Origin of the sequence: Methylobacillus draconifructus (assembly GCF_045984385.1) — a bacterium.
Taxonomy (GTDB): domain Bacteria; phylum Pseudomonadota; class Gammaproteobacteria; order Burkholderiales; family Methylophilaceae; genus Methylobacillus; species Methylobacillus flagellatus_A.
In genome coordinates this window covers 457258-474323 of sequence record NZ_JBJQIJ010000003.1, presented here as the reverse complement: position 1 = coordinate 474323, position 17066 = coordinate 457258, and the positions used below count along the sequence as shown (strand labels likewise).

Sequence of the window (17066 nt, the reverse complement as noted above, 5' to 3'; positions counted from 1 at the left end):
TCATGACGAGATTCTTTATTACGAGGCCGATTTTTGCGTCGGTCGTATCGATCATTATTGTGCTTGCAGGCTTGGCCGCCGCCTTCCAGCTGCCTATCGCGCAATATCCGCAAATTGCCCCGCCGACAGTCATGGTGACTGCCACTTATCCAGGCGCCAGCGCCGAGACGCTTGCCAAGACAGTGGCCGCGCCGATAGAGGAGCAGTTGAGCGGCATCGAGGGGCTGCTTTACTACCAATCCAGCGCTGACTCCAGCGGCACCTTGACCATTACCGTCACCTTTGAGACGGGAACGGATGTGGACCAGGCGACCTTCAACGTCAGCAACCGTGTCAACATTGCCACGCCGCGGTTGCCTGAAGACGTGCGCCGGACCGGCTTGATCGTGCAAAAGCGGTCGAATGACATCTTGATGGCATTGATGCTGGTTTCCCCGAACAAGACTTATGACCCGCTGTATCTCAGCAACTACGCCACGATCAATGTGCTGGACGAGTTGAAGCGTATCAAGGGCGTGGGCGATGTCACCGTGTTCGGTACGCAGGATTACTCCATGCGTATCTGGCTGCGCCCGGACAAGATGGCGCAATTGGGCGTGACCACCAGCGATATTGCAGCTGCGATTGCCGCACAGAATGCGCAATATGCCGCAGGGCGGATCGGCCAGGATCCTGCGCCGGATGACCAGCAGATCGTCTATACCGTGACAGCCAAGGGCCGCTTGATCGAGCCCGAACAGTTCGCCAATATCATCGTCAAGGCCAACGGCCCGCGCGGCGTCCTTTACCTCAAGGACGTGGCGCGGATCGAACTGGGCGCGCAGAACTACAATATCCGCACGACCTTGCAAGGGCAGCCTGGGGTGGGTATCCCGGTCTTCCTGCAGACAGGGGCGAACGCGCTGGATACCGCCGAGGCGATCAAGGCCAAGATGGAGGAGCTGAAGCAGCGCTTCCCCGAGGACATGGATTACCGCATTCCTTACGACACCAGCGATTTCGTCAAGGCTTCGATCGGCGAGGTGGTGCATACGCTGGGCGAAGCCATGATCCTGGTGGTGCTGGTGGTGTTCCTGTTCCTGCAGAGCTGGCGCGCTACCTTGATCCCGATCATCGCGGTGCCTATCTCCCTGATTGGTACGTTTGCCGGGTTGTGGTTGTTCGGCTTCTCGATCAACACGCTGACGCTTTTTGCCATGGTGCTCGCGATTGGTATCGTGGTGGATGATGCGATCGTGGTGCTGGAAAACATCGAGCGCCTGATGAGCCAGGAAAAACTTTCCCCGTTGAATGCCGCCATCAAGTCGATGCAGCAGGTATCCAGCGCGGTGGTGGCCATCGTGCTGGTATTGTGCGCCGTGTTCATTCCCGTGGCTTTCATGGGCGGCATCGCGGGCGAACTGTACCGCCAATTCGCCGTGACGGTCGCTGTTGCCGTGGTGATTTCCGGTATCGTCGCGCTGACATTGACGCCGGCTCTCTGTGCGATCCTGCTCAAGCACGTCCATGGCGAATCGAAGCTGTTCAGGCCTTTCAACCGCGGCTTCGATAAGCTGACCAACTTCTATACCTCCGTGGTCGGCTTGACCTTGCGTCACCGGATCATCGGGGCGATCGTGTTTGTTGGCATCATTGCGGCCGGGGTCTACCTGTTCCGCATCGTGCCGACGAGCTTCGTCCCTCCAGAGGACCAGGGCTATGTGGTGACTGCTGCCATCATGCCGGACGGCGCAAGCCTCACCCGCACCAGCAGGACCATGGAAAACGTACGCAAGGCGATTGCCGAGGATCCTGCAGTGGCCAGCCAGTTCGTGATCAATGGCTTTGATCTGATCGGCGGCGGCAACAAGACCAGTGCCGCGACCATGTTCGTGCGGATGAAGGATTGGGATGAACGCACCACCACTGCCGAGCAGATTGTGCAGCGCTTGTTCGGCATCGGCATGATGCAGCCGGACGGCATGGCGATCGCGTTCAACCCGCCTGCGATTCGCGGCCTCGGCAGTTCCGGCAGCATGGAAATGTATATCCAGAGCCGCGAAGATACCGACCCGATCCACCTTTCCGAGGTGGTAAACAACTTCATGGACGCCTTGCGCAAGGAATCGCGCCTGTCCGGCATCAATACTTTCTTCCGTCCGACCGTGCCGCAGCTGTCGATCGAGGTGGACGAGGCGAAGGCCTTATCCCTAGGGGTGCCGATTGCGGATGTTTACGCCACCTTGCAAAGCACGATGGGCACTTTGTATGTCAATGACTTCAACCGTTCCGGCCGTACCTATCGCGTGCAATTGCAGGCGGAGCCAGCTTACCGCATGAAGCCTGAAGATATCGGGCGCGTATATGTGCGGGCCGCCGGCGGGGAAATGATCCCGATGTCGGCGCTGAGCAAGGTGAAGGAGATTATTGGTGCCGAGCAGTTGGAGCGTTACCAGGGCCTGCTGGCTGCCAAGGTCATGGGAGGCGGCGCGTATGGCGTCAGTTCCGGCGATGCCATCAGTCTGATCGAGCAGATCGCCCACGATACCTTGCCTGACGGCTACCAGCTCGCCTGGACCAGCCAGGCTTACCAGGAAAAGCTCACCGGCAATGCAGCGATCTTTGCATTCAGCTTCGCCATTATCATGGTGTTCCTGATCCTGGCGGCACAGTTCGAAACCTGGGCGTTGCCGCTTGCGGTCATCATGGCGGTGCCATTCGCCTTGGTGGGCGCCTTGCTGGCGGTGTTGTTCCGCGGCATGCCTAACGACATCTACTTCCAGATTGGCCTGGTGACATTGGTCGGCCTGGCGGCGAAGAACGCCATCCTGATCGTCGAGTTCGCGAGCCAGAAGCTGGAAGAGGGCTTGCCGATCAAACAGGCCGCCATCGAAGCCGCGCGCTTGCGCTTCCGCCCGATCGTCATGACCTCGATGGCGTTTGTGCTGGGGATCGTGCCGTTGGTGATTGCAACAGGCGCAGGTGCTGCCGCACGCCGCTCGATGGGGACGGGCGTATTCGGCGGCATGCTGCTGGCAACCTTTATTGCCACGATATTTATCCCGATGTTCTTTACCTGGTTGTCTGGGCAGACCAGCAGCCGCGTGCATCACGATGACCAAAAGGAAACAGCATGATGGTACGTCACAACATAATTTATGCTGCCGTTACATTGGCTTTGGCCGGCTGTATGGTGGGGCCGGATTACCATCGGCCAGACACGAAGCTGCCAGCTAGTTTCAATGCGTCTGAAGCTACGCAGACAGACGCACAGGCCGCATTGAATCTGGATAAATGGTGGGAAACATTCCAGGACCCGGTCTTGAACGAGCTGATGGACAAGGCATTTGCCGATAACCTGGATATCGTCAAGGCGGTGGCCAGGATTGAAGAGGCTGATGCCGCCATGCGCGAAGCGGGCGCTGCCTTGTTTCCCCAGATTGACCTGAGCGGAAACGGCGTGCGCCAGAAAGTGACGGAAACCGGTGCCTTCCCGTTGCCGTCCCATGTACCTGCGATTCGTGAGAATTACAACCTGCAGCTGGGAACCAACTTCGAGCTGGATTTCTGGGGCAGGTTGCGCCGTGCGCGTGAGGCTGCAAGGGCCCAGGCCTTGGGCACTTATTTCGCCAAGGATACGGTCAGCTTGTCCTTATCGGGATTGGTGGCCAGCAACTATCTCTTGTTGCGCAGCCTGGAGGCGCAGATTGCCGTGTCGCGGGACAGCTTGAAGAGTCGTGAGGAAAGCCTGGCGTTGACCAAGCGGCGTCTCGAGGGAGGCGTTGCCTCCATCCTTGACGTGCATCAGGCCGACGTAGCCAACTCCAATCTGGTGGCGCAGATTGCCGACCTGGTGCGCCAGCGCGAAATCGTGCAGCATCAGCTTGCCGTGCTGACGGGAGACCTTGAGCTCAAGGTGCCGGAAGGGGATATTCACCAGTTGCCAGCACCTCCAATCCCTCCGGCAAACCTGCCTTCCAGCTTGCTGGAGGCACGTCCCGACATCCGCGAGGCCGAGCAGACCTTGATCTCTGAAAATGCCCAAATCGGGGTTGCCAAGGCAGCCTTGTTCCCGACCATCAGCCTGACGGCAACCTATGGCGGCGAAAGTGCGGCCTTGAATGAAATCATGCATGCACCATCCCGTATCTGGTCTACCGGCCTGGGATTGAGCCTGCCTATTTTCAATGCGGGCAGGTTGTCAGCTCGTGTCGACCAGGCAACCGCAAGGCAAAAGCAGGCGTTGGCAACATACCAAAGCTCTATCCAGACTGCGTTCAAGGAAGTGAACGACGCGTTGGTGACGGTCCGCCAGAGCCGCGAACGCGAAGATGCCTTGAATATCAGCCAGGAAGCGGCGAAGAAGGCGTTGCAGGTGTCTGAGAACCGTTATAAGTCGGGATATTCCGCTTATTTGGATGTGCTCGATTCGCAGCGGGTTTACAACGATGCCGCGCTGGCGTTCATCCAGAGCCGACAGGCAAGGTTGACCGCAACCGTCGATCTCTTCAAGGCCCTGGGCGGAGGGTGGAAAACCGCCCAATACGATCAGCCTGAAAAGCAGGCCAGTAAATAGCGACGCAACATCAATAGCTATACGTTAAGGAAAACCGGGCGTGTCCCGGTTTTCTTTTGTGAAGTGATTCAATTCAGCTGCCGCCCTGGCGCCATGTTAAAATTCCTCGTTTATTTCCATTGCGATTTCCCATGACAGTTCGTACCCGTTTTGCCCCCAGTCCTACCGGTTTCCTGCATATCGGCGGTGCCCGTACCGCCTTGTTTTCATGGGCTTATGCCCGCAAGCATGCAGGGCAGTTCGTGTTGCGTATCGAAGACACCGATGTGGCGCGCTCGACGCCGGAGGCCGTGCAAGCCATTCTCGACGGCATGAACTGGTTGGGCTTGAGCTGGGATGAAGGCCCGTTCTACCAGATGCAGCGCATGGACCGCTACAAGGAGGTCATCCAGAAGCTGCTGGATGAAGGCAGCGCGTATTACTGCTATTGCAGCCGGGAAGAGCTGGACGCGATGCGCGAGCGACAAATGCAGGAAGGCAAGAAGCCCCGCTACGATGGACGTTGGCGGCCGGAGGCCGGCAAGGCATTGCCGGCCGTGCCGGCAGATATTCCGCCCGTCGTGCGATTCAAGAACCCGCTCACGGGCAACGTGGTTTGGGATGACCTGGTCAAAGGGCGGATCAGTATTGCAAATGAAGAGCTGGACGATTTGATCATTGCGCGGGCGGATGGCACGCCCACCTATAATTTCTGCGTGGTGGTCGATGATTGGGATATGGGGATCACCCAGGTGATACGCGGCGATGACCACGTCAATAACACGCCGCGCCAGATCAATCTGTTGCAGGCGCTTGGCGCTGCCATCCCGCAATATGCCCATCTCTCCATGATCCTTGGCGATGACGGCCAGAAGCTATCCAAACGCCATGGCGCCGTGAGTGTGATGCAATATCACGAGGACGGCTATTTGCCGGAAGCCGTGCTGAATTATCTGGCGCGCCTTGGCTGGTCGCATGGCGATGACGAAATTTTCAGCATGGCCCAGTTCTGCGAGTGGTTCGGGCTGGACCATGTGACGCCTTCTGCCGCCCAGTTCAACACTGAAAAGCTCAACTGGCTCAATGCCCACTATATCAAGCAGGCGGACTTGAGGCGTTTGGCGGACGATGTTGCCGGGCGCCTGGCGCGGTCCGGCATTGCCGTCAACGCGGGCGTGGACCTGCAGGCGGTGATTTCGCTATACCGCGATCGCGCCAATACCCTCAACCAGCTTGCCAGCAGCATTGCGTATTTCTACCGCAAGCCCGAGATTGACGCAGCCGCATTGGAAAAGCACGTGACTCCCGAAATATTGCCGGTCATGAATGCGTTGTTCGGCGAGCTGAAGGAGATAGATTGGATGCAGGAAAAGCTGCATGAAGCCATTGAGGCTGCCGTCACCAACAATGGACTCAAGTTTCCCAAGGTGGCTATGCCGTTGCGCGTGATGCTGACCGGTGGCGCCCAGTCGCCCAGCATCGATGCGGTGATGGCGTTGCTGGGCAGGGAAGAGGGCCTGGCACGGATGCAGGCAGTCTTGCAGGCGCAGCTATAAGGGAGAAAAAGCCTGTAAAGGACAGAACAATTTGGTTTCTATGCAGTCCTAGTGTCAAGTTGATGACGTTGTGTCGGAACTGAATTGACAATAGGCACTTGTTTTTCAGCTTGTAGGCCCCACTAATTGAGAGGCAGGGAATTGCTGATTGTTAGTGGCAAGCGCTAGCTTGGGGAAAGTTTTTCACGTAAAGTTACTTTTTAAGAATAAAACTCCCTATATATACAACTACAAGGTAAAGGAGCATCAAAATGAGCGTTAAAGGGCAGATGTTACAAGACCCCTTTCTGAACACGTTGCGCAAGGAGCACGTGCCTGTTTCGATTTATCTCGTCAATGGGATCAAGCTGCAGGGGCAAGTGGATTCCTTTGATCAATACGTCATCCTGCTCAAGAATACCGTCACCCAGATGGTATACAAGCACGCAATTTCAACCATTGTGCCAGGCCGTGCGGTTTCTATTCCCCATGGGCCTTCCTCCTCGTCCGAAGGTTAATTCTTGCCAAGTATTTGTTCATATGTTTGACCGGCCAGTCGGTGGAGATGCTTCCGTACTGGTAAGCGTGGATTTTGGCGATCCTGGATACGAGGAAAGCCTGCAGGAGTTGCGACAGCTCGTCATTAGCGCGGGCATGTCGATTACAGGGACGGTAGAAAGCCGCCGTCCCAAGCCCGACCCCAAGTTCTTTGTTGGCAGCGGCAAGGCGGATGAATTGCTCGCCACGATGGAGGCCGCGGATGCCAAGGTCGCAGTGTTCAATCATGATCTAAGCCCTTCCCAGCAGCGTAATCTCGAGCAGTTGCTCGAGGCGCGCGTCGTGGACAGGACGGGGCTCATCCTCGACATCTTCGCCCAGCGCGCGCAAAGCCATGAAGGCAAGCTGCAGGTGGAGCTTGCCCAGCTTGAGCATTTGTCCACGCGATTGGTGCGCGGCTGGACCCACCTTGAGCGCCAGAAGGGCGGTATCGGCGTCCGTGGCGGTCCCGGTGAGACCCAGCTCGAGCTCGACAGGCGGATGCTGCGCATCCGCGTCAAGCAGTTGCGCGAAAAGCTTGCCAAGCTGAAGCAGCAGCGCGGCATGCAGCGTCGCGCCCGCCGGCGCTCCCAGGTCCTGTCCGTGTCCCTGGTCGGTTATACCAATGCTGGCAAGTCCACATTGTTCAACCGGCTGACCCAGTCTGGCGTCTATGCGGCCGACCAGCTGTTCGCGACCCTGGACACCACTTCGCGCAAGCTCTACATTCCCGATGGCGGCCCGGTCGTGATGTCGGATACGGTGGGGTTCATCAAGCATTTGCCGCATGCGCTGGTGGAAGCCTTTGGCGCGACGCTGGAAGAGGCGGTGCAGGCCGACTTGCTCTTCCATGTCGTCGACGTGGCCAGCGATAGCCGTGACGAGCAGATTGAGCAGGTCAATCTTGTCCTGTCCGAGATTGGCGCCCAGGATGTGCCCCAAGTATTGGTGCTGAACCAGATTGATCGTGTCGGAATCCCGCCGGGGCTTGATCGCGACGAATATGGTAGAATCTCGAAAGTGCGTGTTTCTGCCAAGGCAGGGGAAGGGCTTGACCTCTTGCGTCAAGCTTTGCTCGAACATCAGCAGGGATTGCAGGAAAAGCTGTCGCAATCCTATCTAAACGCATAATTTTTTGATTTTTCGGAGTGATGCATGGCTAACGATCCCGGTTGGGGCAATCGTAACAACGATGGTCCGCCCGATTTGGATGAAGTGTTCCGGCAGTTCAGCCGCAAGTTGAACGGTTTGTTCGGCAAGAATGGTGGATCGGGTGGTGAACCTAATCCCGAAGCAAGGACGATCCCGGTACTGCCTGTGCTAGGCTTGGTGGCCGTCATCTGGTTTGCGACAGGCTTCTATATCGTGGACCAAGGGTCCCGCGGCGTCGTGTTGCGTTTTGGTAAGCATGTGGAAACCACCATGCCCGGCCCGCGCTGGCACCTGCCGTATCCAGTCGAAAGCGTCACCGTGGTGAATATGGAGCAGGTACGCACCATAGAGGTGGGCTACCGCTCTGCCGAGGGAGGTTCCGGCCGTGGCCGCGAGTTGAGGGAGTCCTTGATGCTGACGGACGATGAAAACATCATCGACCTGCAGTTCGCGGTGCAGTACAACCTGAAGAACGTAGAAGAAACCTTGTTCAACAACCGTTTTGCAGAAGAGTCCGTGCGCGGCATTGCCGAGACCGCGATTCGCGAGATCGTCGGCAAGAGCAAGATGGACTTCGCGTTGTATGAAGGGCGCGAGGAAATTGCCGTACTGGCCAAGCAACTGATGCAGGAAATCCTGGATCGTTACTCCACCGGCGTGAACATCGTCAATGTCACGATGCAGAACGCCCAGCCGCCAGAGCAGGTGCAGGCGGCATTTGACGATGCCGTGAAGGCTGGCCAGGATCTTGAGCGCCAGAAGAACGAAGGCTACGCCTACGCCAATGACGTGATTCCGCGTGCGCGCGGTACCGCTTCCCGCCTGCTGGAAGAGGCTGCGGGTTACAAGCTGCGTGTCGAGAACGAGGCCAAGGGTAATGCCAGTCGGTTTGAGCAAGTATTGGCGCAATACCAGCGCGCTCCTGAAGTCACGCGCCAGCGTCTATACCTGGATGCGCAAGAGCAGATCATGTCCAGCGTCAGCAAGGTCGTGGTCGACCAGAAGGGCAACAACAGTCTGCTCTACTTACCGCTTGATAAGCTGCTGTCGGCTTCCGGCGCGAATCCGGCTGCCGCATCCAGCGTGCAGCCTGTAGTGCCAAGCAGCACTTCCGAGCTTGACGTCAATATCCAGCGTTCACGGGACTCATTCCGTAGCCGAGACAGGGAGAGCCGATAATGCGAAATCTTGGAACAGTGCTCTTGGGCCTGATCGCAGCCTTGCTGCTGCTGAGCCTGTCTGCCTTTAGCGTGGACCAGCGCGAATATGCCTTGGTGTTCCGCCTGGGCGAAATTGTATCGGTGAAGAAGGAGCCGGGACTTTACTTTAAGGTGCCGTTGGTGGATAACGTGCGTTATTTCGATAAGCGTATATTGACCTTGAACTGGGTAGAACCTGACCGCTTCCTGACCAGCGAAAAGAAAAACGTGCTGGTGGATTCCTTCATCAAGTGGCGTATCGTCGACCCTGCCAAATACTACGTTTCGGTGAAAGGTGACGAATTGCAGGCTGAGCGCCGCTTGTCGCAGACAGTCAATGACGGCCTGCGTGCCGAATTCGGTAAACGCACCATTCATGAAGTAGTATCCGGCGAGCGCAGCAAGATCATGGACATCCTGCGTCAGCGTGCGGACCGTGACTCACGCCAAATGGGCATCCAGGTGCTGGATGTACGTTTGCGCCGTGTCGATTTGCCTCAAGAAGTCAGTGAGTCTGTTTATCAGCGTATGGAAGCCGAGCGTAAGCGGGTTGCCAATGAGTTGCGCTCCAAGGGCGCTGGCGAGGCGGAAAAGATTCGTGCAGATGCCGACAGGCAGCGCGAGGTAATCATTGCCGAAGCCTTCAGCGAGGCGCAGAAGATCAAGGGCGAGGGTGATGCCAAGGCTGCGGAAATCTATTCCCAGGCCTATAGCAAGAACCCTGAATTCTATGCGTTCTATCGTAGTCTCGATGCGTATCGCAATAGCTTCAAGAGCAAGAGCGACGTCATGGTGCTTGACCCGGGTTCGGATTTTTTCAAATACATGCGTAACTCCAGCCGCGCGGGTAGCGCCGCCAAGTAAGCAGGAACGCCCATCTTGACTTCCAGCTTGCTGCTTGCCTTTGGTTTGGTGCTGGTGATCGAGGGTATATTGCCCTTGATCGCACCGCATACCTGGAGGCAGACCTTTCAGCGCATGGTGGAAATGAAGGATGGGCAGTTGCGTTTCGTCGGGCTGGCATCCATGCTGGCAGGCCTGTTGATTGTGCTATTGCTGCACTAGCCTTAAACCTTATAGAAAATAATGCGTAACTGGTTACTTCCTGAATACATCGAAGATGTACTCCCGGCCGAGGCTGCCCGCGTCGAGCAATTGCGTCGCAGCTTGCTGGACTTGTTCAAAGTGCACGGTTATCAATATGTGATTCCTCCCATGATGGAGTACATGGAATCGCTGACGACCGGTATCGGCCATGACCTTGATATCGCCACCTTCAAGGTGGTCGATCAATTGACCGGTAAGCTCATGGGTATCCGGGCGGATATGACGCCGCAAACGGCTCGTATCGACGCCCATATGCTGAACAACCAGGGCGTGACGCGCTTGTGTTATGCCGGCAGCGTCCTGCGCACGTCGCCAGACGGTCTCGCGCGCAGCCGCGAACCCTTGCATGTCGGCGCTGAGCTCTATGGGCACGCGGGCGTCGAGAGCGATATCGAAATCCAGAGGCTGATGGTCAAGGCCTTGCATGCGGTTGGCCTGGATACTTTATATATCGATGTCAGTCATGTCGGCATCTTTGTCAGCCTGCTTGAAAATGCCGGGATCGGCGAAGCCCAGGAGCAGGAGCTGTACGCGGCCTTGCAAAGCAAAGACCAGTCGGCGGTGCGCGAGCTGGGACGGAATTTAAACCCGGATACCCTGGAAGCCTTGTACAGCCTGACCGAGCTGAGCGGCGATATCAGCGTGCTTGAGCAAGCTGCCAAGCGTTTGCCGCAGACGGCAAAAATCCAGCAGGCGCTGCGCGACCTCAAGGCGGTCGGCGCAGGGTTGGCCGACCTGGACGTCAAGGTATGCTTTGACCTCGCTGAGTTGCGCGGCTACCACTACCATAGCGGCATCGTCTTTGCTGCCTATGCGCAGGGATATGCCGGGCCGTTGGCTCGGGGCGGCCGCTACGACGAGGTCGGCGCCATTTTCGGCCGGGCCCGGCCAGCGACCGGGTTCAGCTTGGACTTGCGCGGCGTGGTCAGCTCATTGCCTGTCGCCGAGGCGGCAGGCGCCATTTTCGCGCCCGCCGTTGCAGATGCTTCCCTCGCCCTGGTGATCGAAGGTTTGCGTGCGCAAGGGCAGGTGGTCATTCAAGATTTGCCAGGGCAAGAGCCCTATCGTGCGGAGCTGGGTTGCGATCGCAACCTGGTCCAGCAAAATGGAGAGTGGGTCGTAGTGGCCGCTCCCGAGTTATAACTCTATCTATTGGATCTATTCATGAGTAAGAACGTCGTCGTTATCGGTACCCAGTGGGGGGATGAGGGTAAAGGTAAGATCGTAGACTGGTTGACAGACCATGCGCAGGGTGTCGTGCGTTTCCAGGGAGGCCACAATGCCGGCCATACCCTGGTTATCGGTCAAGGTGCCTCGCAGAAGGAATACAAGCTCAACCTCGTTCCTTCCGGCATCGTGCGCGAAGGCGTCAATTGCTATATCGGCAACGGCGTGGTACTCGATGCCAACCATCTTTTGTTCGAGATTGACGGCCTGGAAAAGGCCGGCCTGGAAGTGCGCAACCGCTTGAAGGTCAGCCCGGGCTGCCCATTGATCCTGGATTACCACGTGCGCCTCGATAAGGCGCGCGAGGCTGCACGCGAACCTGGCCGCAAGATCGGCACCACAGGCAAGGGCATAGGCCCGACTTACGAAGACAAGGTCGCCCGTCGCGCCCTGCGCGTTTACGACTTGTTCTATCCCGAGCGCTTTGCGGAAAAGCTCAGGGAGGTGCTGGATTACCATAACTTCGTATTGACCAAATACCTCAATGTCGAGGCCGTGGACTACCAGCAGCAACTGGATGACGCCTTGTCCAAGGCACCGTTGCTGCAACCGCTGGTGACGGATATTTCGGCTGCGCTCTACGAGGCCAACAAGGCTGGGCAGAACCTCTTGTTCGAGGGCGCGCAGGGCACATTGCTCGACGTCGATCACGGCACCTATCCGTACGTGACGTCCTCCAATTGTATCTCCGGCCAGGCTGCGGCTGGCACCGGGGTCGGCCCGAGCATGCTGCATTATGTGCTCGGCATCACCAAGGCCTACACCACCCGCGTTGGCGGCGGTCCTTTCCCAAGCGAATTGGACATCGAAACCGAGGATTCGCCAGGGTTCCAGATGTCGGACAAGGGCCGCGAGATCGGTACCGTGACCAAGCGCAAGCGCCGTTGCGGCTGGTTCGATGCGGCCGCCTTGCGCCGTTCCGCGCGCATCAACGGCCTGACGGGCTTGTGCATTACCAAGCTCGACGTGCTGGACGGCATCAAGGAACTGAATATCTGTACCGGTTATGAGTTGGACGGCAAGCCAGTCGATTTGCTGCCGGTGGGAGCGGACGATGTCGCGCGTTGCCAACCGGTTTACGAGACGTTGCCGGGCTGGGACGAGAACACCTTCGGCATCAGCCGCTGGGAAGACCTGCCGCAGAATGCCCGCAACTACCTCAAGCGCCTGGAAGCATTGTGCGAGGTCCCGGTGGACATCGTCTCCACAGGCCCGGAGCGCGATGAAACGATTGTGCTGCGCCATCCTTTCGGAGTTTAAGACAGGCGTGAAAACGGTAGAAAAGCCGAGGTTGGCCTGGGCAATCACTGGTTCGGGTCATTATCTGCGGGAATGCCTGGAGATTATTGACGGCCTTGACGATGTGGATCTGTTCCTGAGCCGTGCGGCCGCAGAGGTGCTCCAGCAGTACGGCTTCAAGCACCGCGTCGCCAAGGTCTTCCAGGACAAGACGGCAAGCTCGGTGCCGGTGGAGATGTTCTACTACGGTACTTATCATAGCGTCGTCATCGCACCGGCAACCTCCAACACCATTGCCAAGATGGTATATGGAATTTCTGATACCCTTGTGACCAATGTATATGCCCAGGCGGGCAAGTGTGGTGTGCCAAGTATCGTGTTTGCATGCGATACCGCTCCCGAAGTGGAGTCGGAGGCTCCGCGGGAGAATATGGTCAAGGTGTTCCCGCGCCGTATTGATCTGGACAATATCGTAAGGCTCCAGACCTATGAAGACACCACGGTGGTCAGTGATATGCAGCAATTGCAAGCAGCAATTCAGGCTAGGCTCGCATGTCTGAAAACATCCTATTCCTGACAGGAAAGCTCGCAGAAAAAAGCCTGCATAAAGTGCTTGAAGACATGCAGCCTACCGAGTTCAGCTACCGCATAGCACAGCTCGGCGTCTCGGTTGCAGCCTTGTTGACGCCCCAGCTGATCATGCGGCGCTTACCCGATGCGGGAGGCGCGGACCGCATTATTGTGCCAGGGCTGTGCAAGGGCGATTTGGATCTGCTTGTGGAAAAATACGGCGTTCCTGTCGTGCGCGGGCCTGATGACCTCAAGGATTTACCGCAGTTTTTTGGCCGGGGAGGGCGCGAAGTGGATTTGTCCAAATTCGACGTCAAGATTTTCGCCGAGATTGTCGAGGCGCCACAATTGACCGTGGATGGCGTAGTGGCGCGTGCGCAAGAGTTTCGCTGCCAAGGCGCCGACGTGATTGATCTCGGGTGTTTGCCCAATACGCCTTTCCCTCACCTCAAGGATTCCATCCAAGCCTTGAAGCAGGAGGGCTTCAAGGTGAGCGTGGACTCGTTGAACACGGACGATCTGCTGCTGGCCGGCAGAGCGGGTGCGGACTACTTATTGAGCCTGACTGAAAAAACCTTGTGGGTTGCCGACGAAGTGGCGTCCACGCCCATCCTGATCCCCACCACGCCAACCAACCAGAGATCGCTTTACCGTGCCATAGAAGGCATGTTGAAGCGTGGCAGGCCCTTCATTGCGGATGCGATCCTGGACCCCATTCCGTTCGGCTTCACCGATTCCATCGTGCGCTACCAGCGGCTCAGGAAGCGCTATCCGGGCATCGAGATCATGATGGGAGTAGGGAACTTGACCGAGCTGACGGATGCCGACACCACAGGCATCAATGCGATGCTGTTCGGCATCATTACCGAGCTCAAGGTCAATGCCGTGCTGGCCACCTCCGTCAGTTCCCATGCCGTGTATGCGGTGGCCGAGGCTGACGTCGCACGCCGCATCATGTATGCGGCCCGTGAGGAAAACCGCTTGCCTAGGGATTACAGCGACGGCCTGCTGGGGCTGCACGACAAGCGCCCTTTTACCTACACGCCTGAAGAAGTGCAGGAGTTGGCTTCCCAGATCAAGGACCCGAGCTTCCGTATCATCATCAGCCGGGACGGCATGCATGTCTTCAATCGCGATGGCATCCATTGCGATACCGATCCTTTCAAGCTTTATCCCTACCTCAACGTGGAACAGGACGGTTCCCATGCCTTTTACCTTGGCGTAGAGCTGGCGCGCGCCCAGATCGCCTGGCAATTGAAGAAACGCTACAGCCAGGACGAAGAACTGGAATGGGGCTGCGCTACGTTGGCGAAAGATCCGGAAGGCAGGGTGGAGCACCGGGATGCCGCCCTGAAGGAAAAAAGAGAGAAGCGGGCCGAGCAAGGCAAGGAAGACGCAGCTTGCGGACCCCGCAAGGTTGAAAAAGAAGGCAAAGTCGAACAGCCTGCTGAGGAGGCCACTTGCGGGCCTCGTAGAATAGGGAAAGCGCCTGAAGCATGATTTATGAAAGCATACTGACCTCGATCAGCAGCGAGGGAAAAGTCCATATTGCTCCTTTCGGGGTCAGGGAGCGCAACGGCCTGGTATTGATTGCGCCGTTCCGGCCTTCCGTGACGTTGGACAACCTACTAGAGACGCGGTATGCCGTCCTGAACTTTACCGACGACGTACGGCCTTTTGCCGGCGGCTTGACCGGGCGCCATGATTGGCCGCTCGCCAGGGCCAGCAAGGTCAACGGCGTGGTGTTGGCATCCGCGTTGATGCATCAGGAGTTGGAGTTGTTGGAAATCAAGGACGACGAGACACGTCCCGAGCTTTATTTCCGCGTGATTCATGAAGAAATCCACGCGCCATTTCGCGGTTTCAACCGCGCGCAAGCCGCCGTCATCGAGTTGGCGGTACTGGTAAGCCGCCTGCATATGCTGCCTATGGAAAAGATTGAAACCGAGATCAACTATTTGAAGATTGCGATTGAAAAGACGGCTGGCGAGCGTGAATTGGAGGCCTGGCAATGGCTTGTCGACAAGGTCGAGAACCACAAGGCGGCAATGACAGGGGGAAACCAGGCATGAGCAAGTTGCTGGTTAGTGTGACCTCCGCGGAAGAGGCATTGCAGGCCTTGGCAGGAGGGGCGGACATCATCGACATGAAAAATCCCTCACAAGGCGCGCTCGGGGCCTTGCCCTTGTCGGTTGTCACTAAGGCTGTGGCCGCTGTTGACGGCAGGAAGGTCACCAGTGCGACGACTGGCGACTTGCCCATGGATCCTGATGTGATTTGTGAGGCTGTCATGCAAATGGCGGAGACAGGCGTCGACATTATCAAGGTAGGATTTTTTGGCAATGAGCATGAGAACATTACCTGCCTCAATGCCTTGCAGCCCTTGATTGCCGAACGCAAGCTGGCGGTGGTCGCAGTATTGATGGCCGACCTTGCGCCCCAGTTCGCCTTGGTGCCTTTGTTGCGCGAGGCAGGTTTCTGGGGCGTAATGCTGGATACCGCCAACAAAGATGGCCGCAATTTGCTTGCCTATTTGGATATGGGAAGCCTGGCGGTTTTCCTGCAAATGGCCGAAGGTATGCAAACAGGTCTCGCTGGGTCATTGAAAATTGAAAATATTGAAAATATAATTAAAGTGAAACCTTCGTACATAGGGGTGCGTGGTGCGGTGTGCGTAGGGTTCGATCGTGTTGCAAAACTCTGTAAAGACAGGGTGTCTGCCTTAAGTGTGTTGTTGTATAATTGCAACAAATCGGTTGAAAGTGCCGATCTAGCTTGATTTCCTCGACTAGACCCATTGCGTGGCTTTTATGCATTGAGTATAGTCAAGTCGTCCGTTAGTCATCAGGAGTTAAATCGAATGAAAAAAAATCTGATTGGTCTTGCAGTTGCTAGCGCATTCGCGTTTGCGGCATCGGTAGCGAGTGCTGACGATGTAGCATACAGCGGTGCTTGGTATGCATTGCCAGGTGTTAATGTGTTGAATGCTGATAGCGATGCTAGGGCTGAAAACCAAAGTGTTGGCGGTTTCCTGAAGTTTGGTAAGGAAATCAGCGAGCACTGGGATGTTCAAATCGGCTTGAGTCACAACCGTGCCGACGAAAACCGTGCTGAATTCAGCGATGGCAAATATAGGCAGACTCTGTTCGGTGTTGACGCACTGTACTTCTTTAGCCGTGACAAGTTCCGTCCTTTCCTCCTTGCCGGTGTGGGTGCAGCGCGTAACAAGATCGACTACACTGAAACTGTTGGTGGTGGCGACTGGGGTGGCAAGAAGACCTCTTGGATGGCTAACGTTGGTTTCGGTGCACAATACTTGTTCAACGAATCCTTCGGTTTGCAAGCTGACGTACGTCAAGTATGGAGCCGTGGCGAGACAGGTCCTGTAGGCGATCGTGATACTACTACTCTGAGCAATACCTACCTGAATCTTGGTGCCATCTTCCGTTTTGGCGCTCCTAAGCCAGCTCCAGTAGTTGAGCCAACTCCAGAGCCAGTAGCTGCTGTAGAGCCAGCACCTGAGCCGGTTGCAGAACCAGCTCCAGCTCCAGTTGGTCCTGCGGAGCCAGCTTTCGAGAAGGTGACATTGTCTTCTGAAGTGCTCTTCGGTTTCGACAAGGACAACCTGAAGGAAGAAGGCAAGGCAGCGCTCAATGCTGACGTCGTTGAAAAGATGAAGGCTCATCCAGAAGTTGAGCTGGTTCTGATCACTGGCCACACTGACCGCATCGGTGACGAAGCTTACAACCAGAAGTTGTCTGAGCGTCGCGCTAACACTGTCAAGAAGTACCTGGTTTCCCAAGGTATTGAAGAAAGCCGCCTGCATGCAGTCGGTAAGGGCGAGTCCGAGCCTGTTGTCGAGTGCGCTGGCGTACGCGGCAAGAAGGCGATCGAGTGCTTGCAGCCTAACCGTCGTGTAATCGTTGAAATTGAAGTACAACGCGCTAGCGAGTAATTTAGCTTAAG

At 56.8% G+C, this 17066-nt stretch carries 15 protein-coding genes; all 15 read left to right on the top strand.

Annotation, left to right across the window (positions count from 1 at the left end):
* Nucleotides 1-2 precede the first annotated feature (2 nt).
* Nucleotides 3-3116: an efflux RND transporter permease subunit gene (locus ACKF11_RS08550; RefSeq protein WP_407996710.1), complete on the top strand. Its 3114-nt coding sequence runs from the start codon at nt 3-5 to the stop codon at nt 3114-3116.
* The gene (locus tag ACKF11_RS08545; protein ID WP_309565402.1) at nt 3113-4555 is read left to right on the top strand and encodes an efflux transporter outer membrane subunit; all 1443 of its coding nucleotides are present in this window, start codon (nt 3113-3115) and stop codon (nt 4553-4555) included. The genes ACKF11_RS08550 and ACKF11_RS08545 overlap by 4 nt, the downstream gene beginning before the upstream one ends.
* A 131-nt stretch (nt 4556-4686) precedes the next feature.
* The gene (gltX, locus tag ACKF11_RS08540) at nt 4687-6090 is read left to right on the top strand and encodes a glutamate--tRNA ligase (protein ID WP_407996709.1); all 1404 of its coding nucleotides are present in this window, start codon (nt 4687-4689) and stop codon (nt 6088-6090) included.
* Between the two features lie 251 nt (nt 6091-6341).
* Nucleotides 6342-6587: an RNA chaperone Hfq gene (hfq, locus tag ACKF11_RS08535; RefSeq protein WP_309565400.1), complete on the top strand. Its 246-nt coding sequence runs from the start codon at nt 6342-6344 to the stop codon at nt 6585-6587.
* Between the two features lie 22 nt (nt 6588-6609).
* Complete coding sequence (hflX, locus tag ACKF11_RS08530) at nt 6610-7737, top strand: GTPase HflX (RefSeq protein ID WP_407996708.1); 1128 nt, start codon at nt 6610-6612, stop codon at nt 7735-7737.
* A 24-nt stretch (nt 7738-7761) separates the two neighbouring features.
* Nucleotides 7762-8937: an FtsH protease activity modulator HflK gene (hflK, locus tag ACKF11_RS08525; protein WP_407996707.1), complete on the top strand. Its 1176-nt coding sequence runs from the start codon at nt 7762-7764 to the stop codon at nt 8935-8937.
* Nucleotides 8937-9821, top strand: a complete 885-nt coding sequence (gene hflC, locus ACKF11_RS08520) for a protease modulator HflC (RefSeq protein ID WP_407996706.1) — start codon at nt 8937-8939, stop codon at nt 9819-9821. The genes hflK and hflC overlap by 1 nt, the downstream gene beginning before the upstream one ends.
* 15 nt (nt 9822-9836) lie before the next feature.
* Nucleotides 9837-10022 carry a DUF2065 domain-containing protein gene (locus ACKF11_RS08515; RefSeq protein WP_407994960.1) on the top strand — a complete coding sequence of 62 codons (186 nt, stop codon included), beginning with the start codon at nt 9837-9839 and terminating at the stop codon, nt 10020-10022.
* Nucleotides 10023-10043: 21 nt separating this feature from the next.
* The gene (locus ACKF11_RS08510; RefSeq protein WP_407996705.1) at nt 10044-11207 is read left to right on the top strand and encodes an ATP phosphoribosyltransferase regulatory subunit; all 1164 of its coding nucleotides are present in this window, start codon (nt 10044-10046) and stop codon (nt 11205-11207) included.
* Between the two features lie 21 nt (nt 11208-11228).
* Nucleotides 11229-12551 carry an adenylosuccinate synthase gene (locus tag ACKF11_RS08505; protein WP_407996704.1) on the top strand — a complete coding sequence of 441 codons (1323 nt, stop codon included), beginning with the start codon at nt 11229-11231 and terminating at the stop codon, nt 12549-12551.
* On the top strand, nt 12514-13107 hold the full coding sequence (locus tag ACKF11_RS08500) for a flavoprotein (RefSeq protein ID WP_407996703.1): 594 nt from the start codon (nt 12514-12516) through the stop codon (nt 13105-13107). Before ACKF11_RS08505 ends, ACKF11_RS08500 begins: the two co-directional genes overlap by 38 nt.
* Complete coding sequence (locus ACKF11_RS08495; protein WP_407996702.1) at nt 13083-14600, top strand: DUF6513 domain-containing protein; 1518 nt, start codon at nt 13083-13085, stop codon at nt 14598-14600. Before ACKF11_RS08500 ends, ACKF11_RS08495 begins: the two co-directional genes overlap by 25 nt.
* Nucleotides 14597-15172, top strand: coding sequence for a DUF447 domain-containing protein (locus tag ACKF11_RS08490; RefSeq protein ID WP_407996701.1), 576 nt, complete (start codon nt 14597-14599; stop codon nt 15170-15172). Before ACKF11_RS08495 ends, ACKF11_RS08490 begins: the two co-directional genes overlap by 4 nt.
* On the top strand, nt 15169-15879 hold the full coding sequence (locus ACKF11_RS08485; RefSeq protein ID WP_407996700.1) for a (5-formylfuran-3-yl)methyl phosphate synthase: 711 nt from the start codon (nt 15169-15171) through the stop codon (nt 15877-15879). Before ACKF11_RS08490 ends, ACKF11_RS08485 begins: the two co-directional genes overlap by 4 nt.
* 81 nt (nt 15880-15960) lie before the next feature.
* Complete coding sequence (locus ACKF11_RS08480; RefSeq protein ID WP_407996699.1) at nt 15961-17055, top strand: OmpA family protein; 1095 nt, start codon at nt 15961-15963, stop codon at nt 17053-17055.
* The last annotated feature ends 11 nt before the right edge of the window (nt 17056-17066 follow it).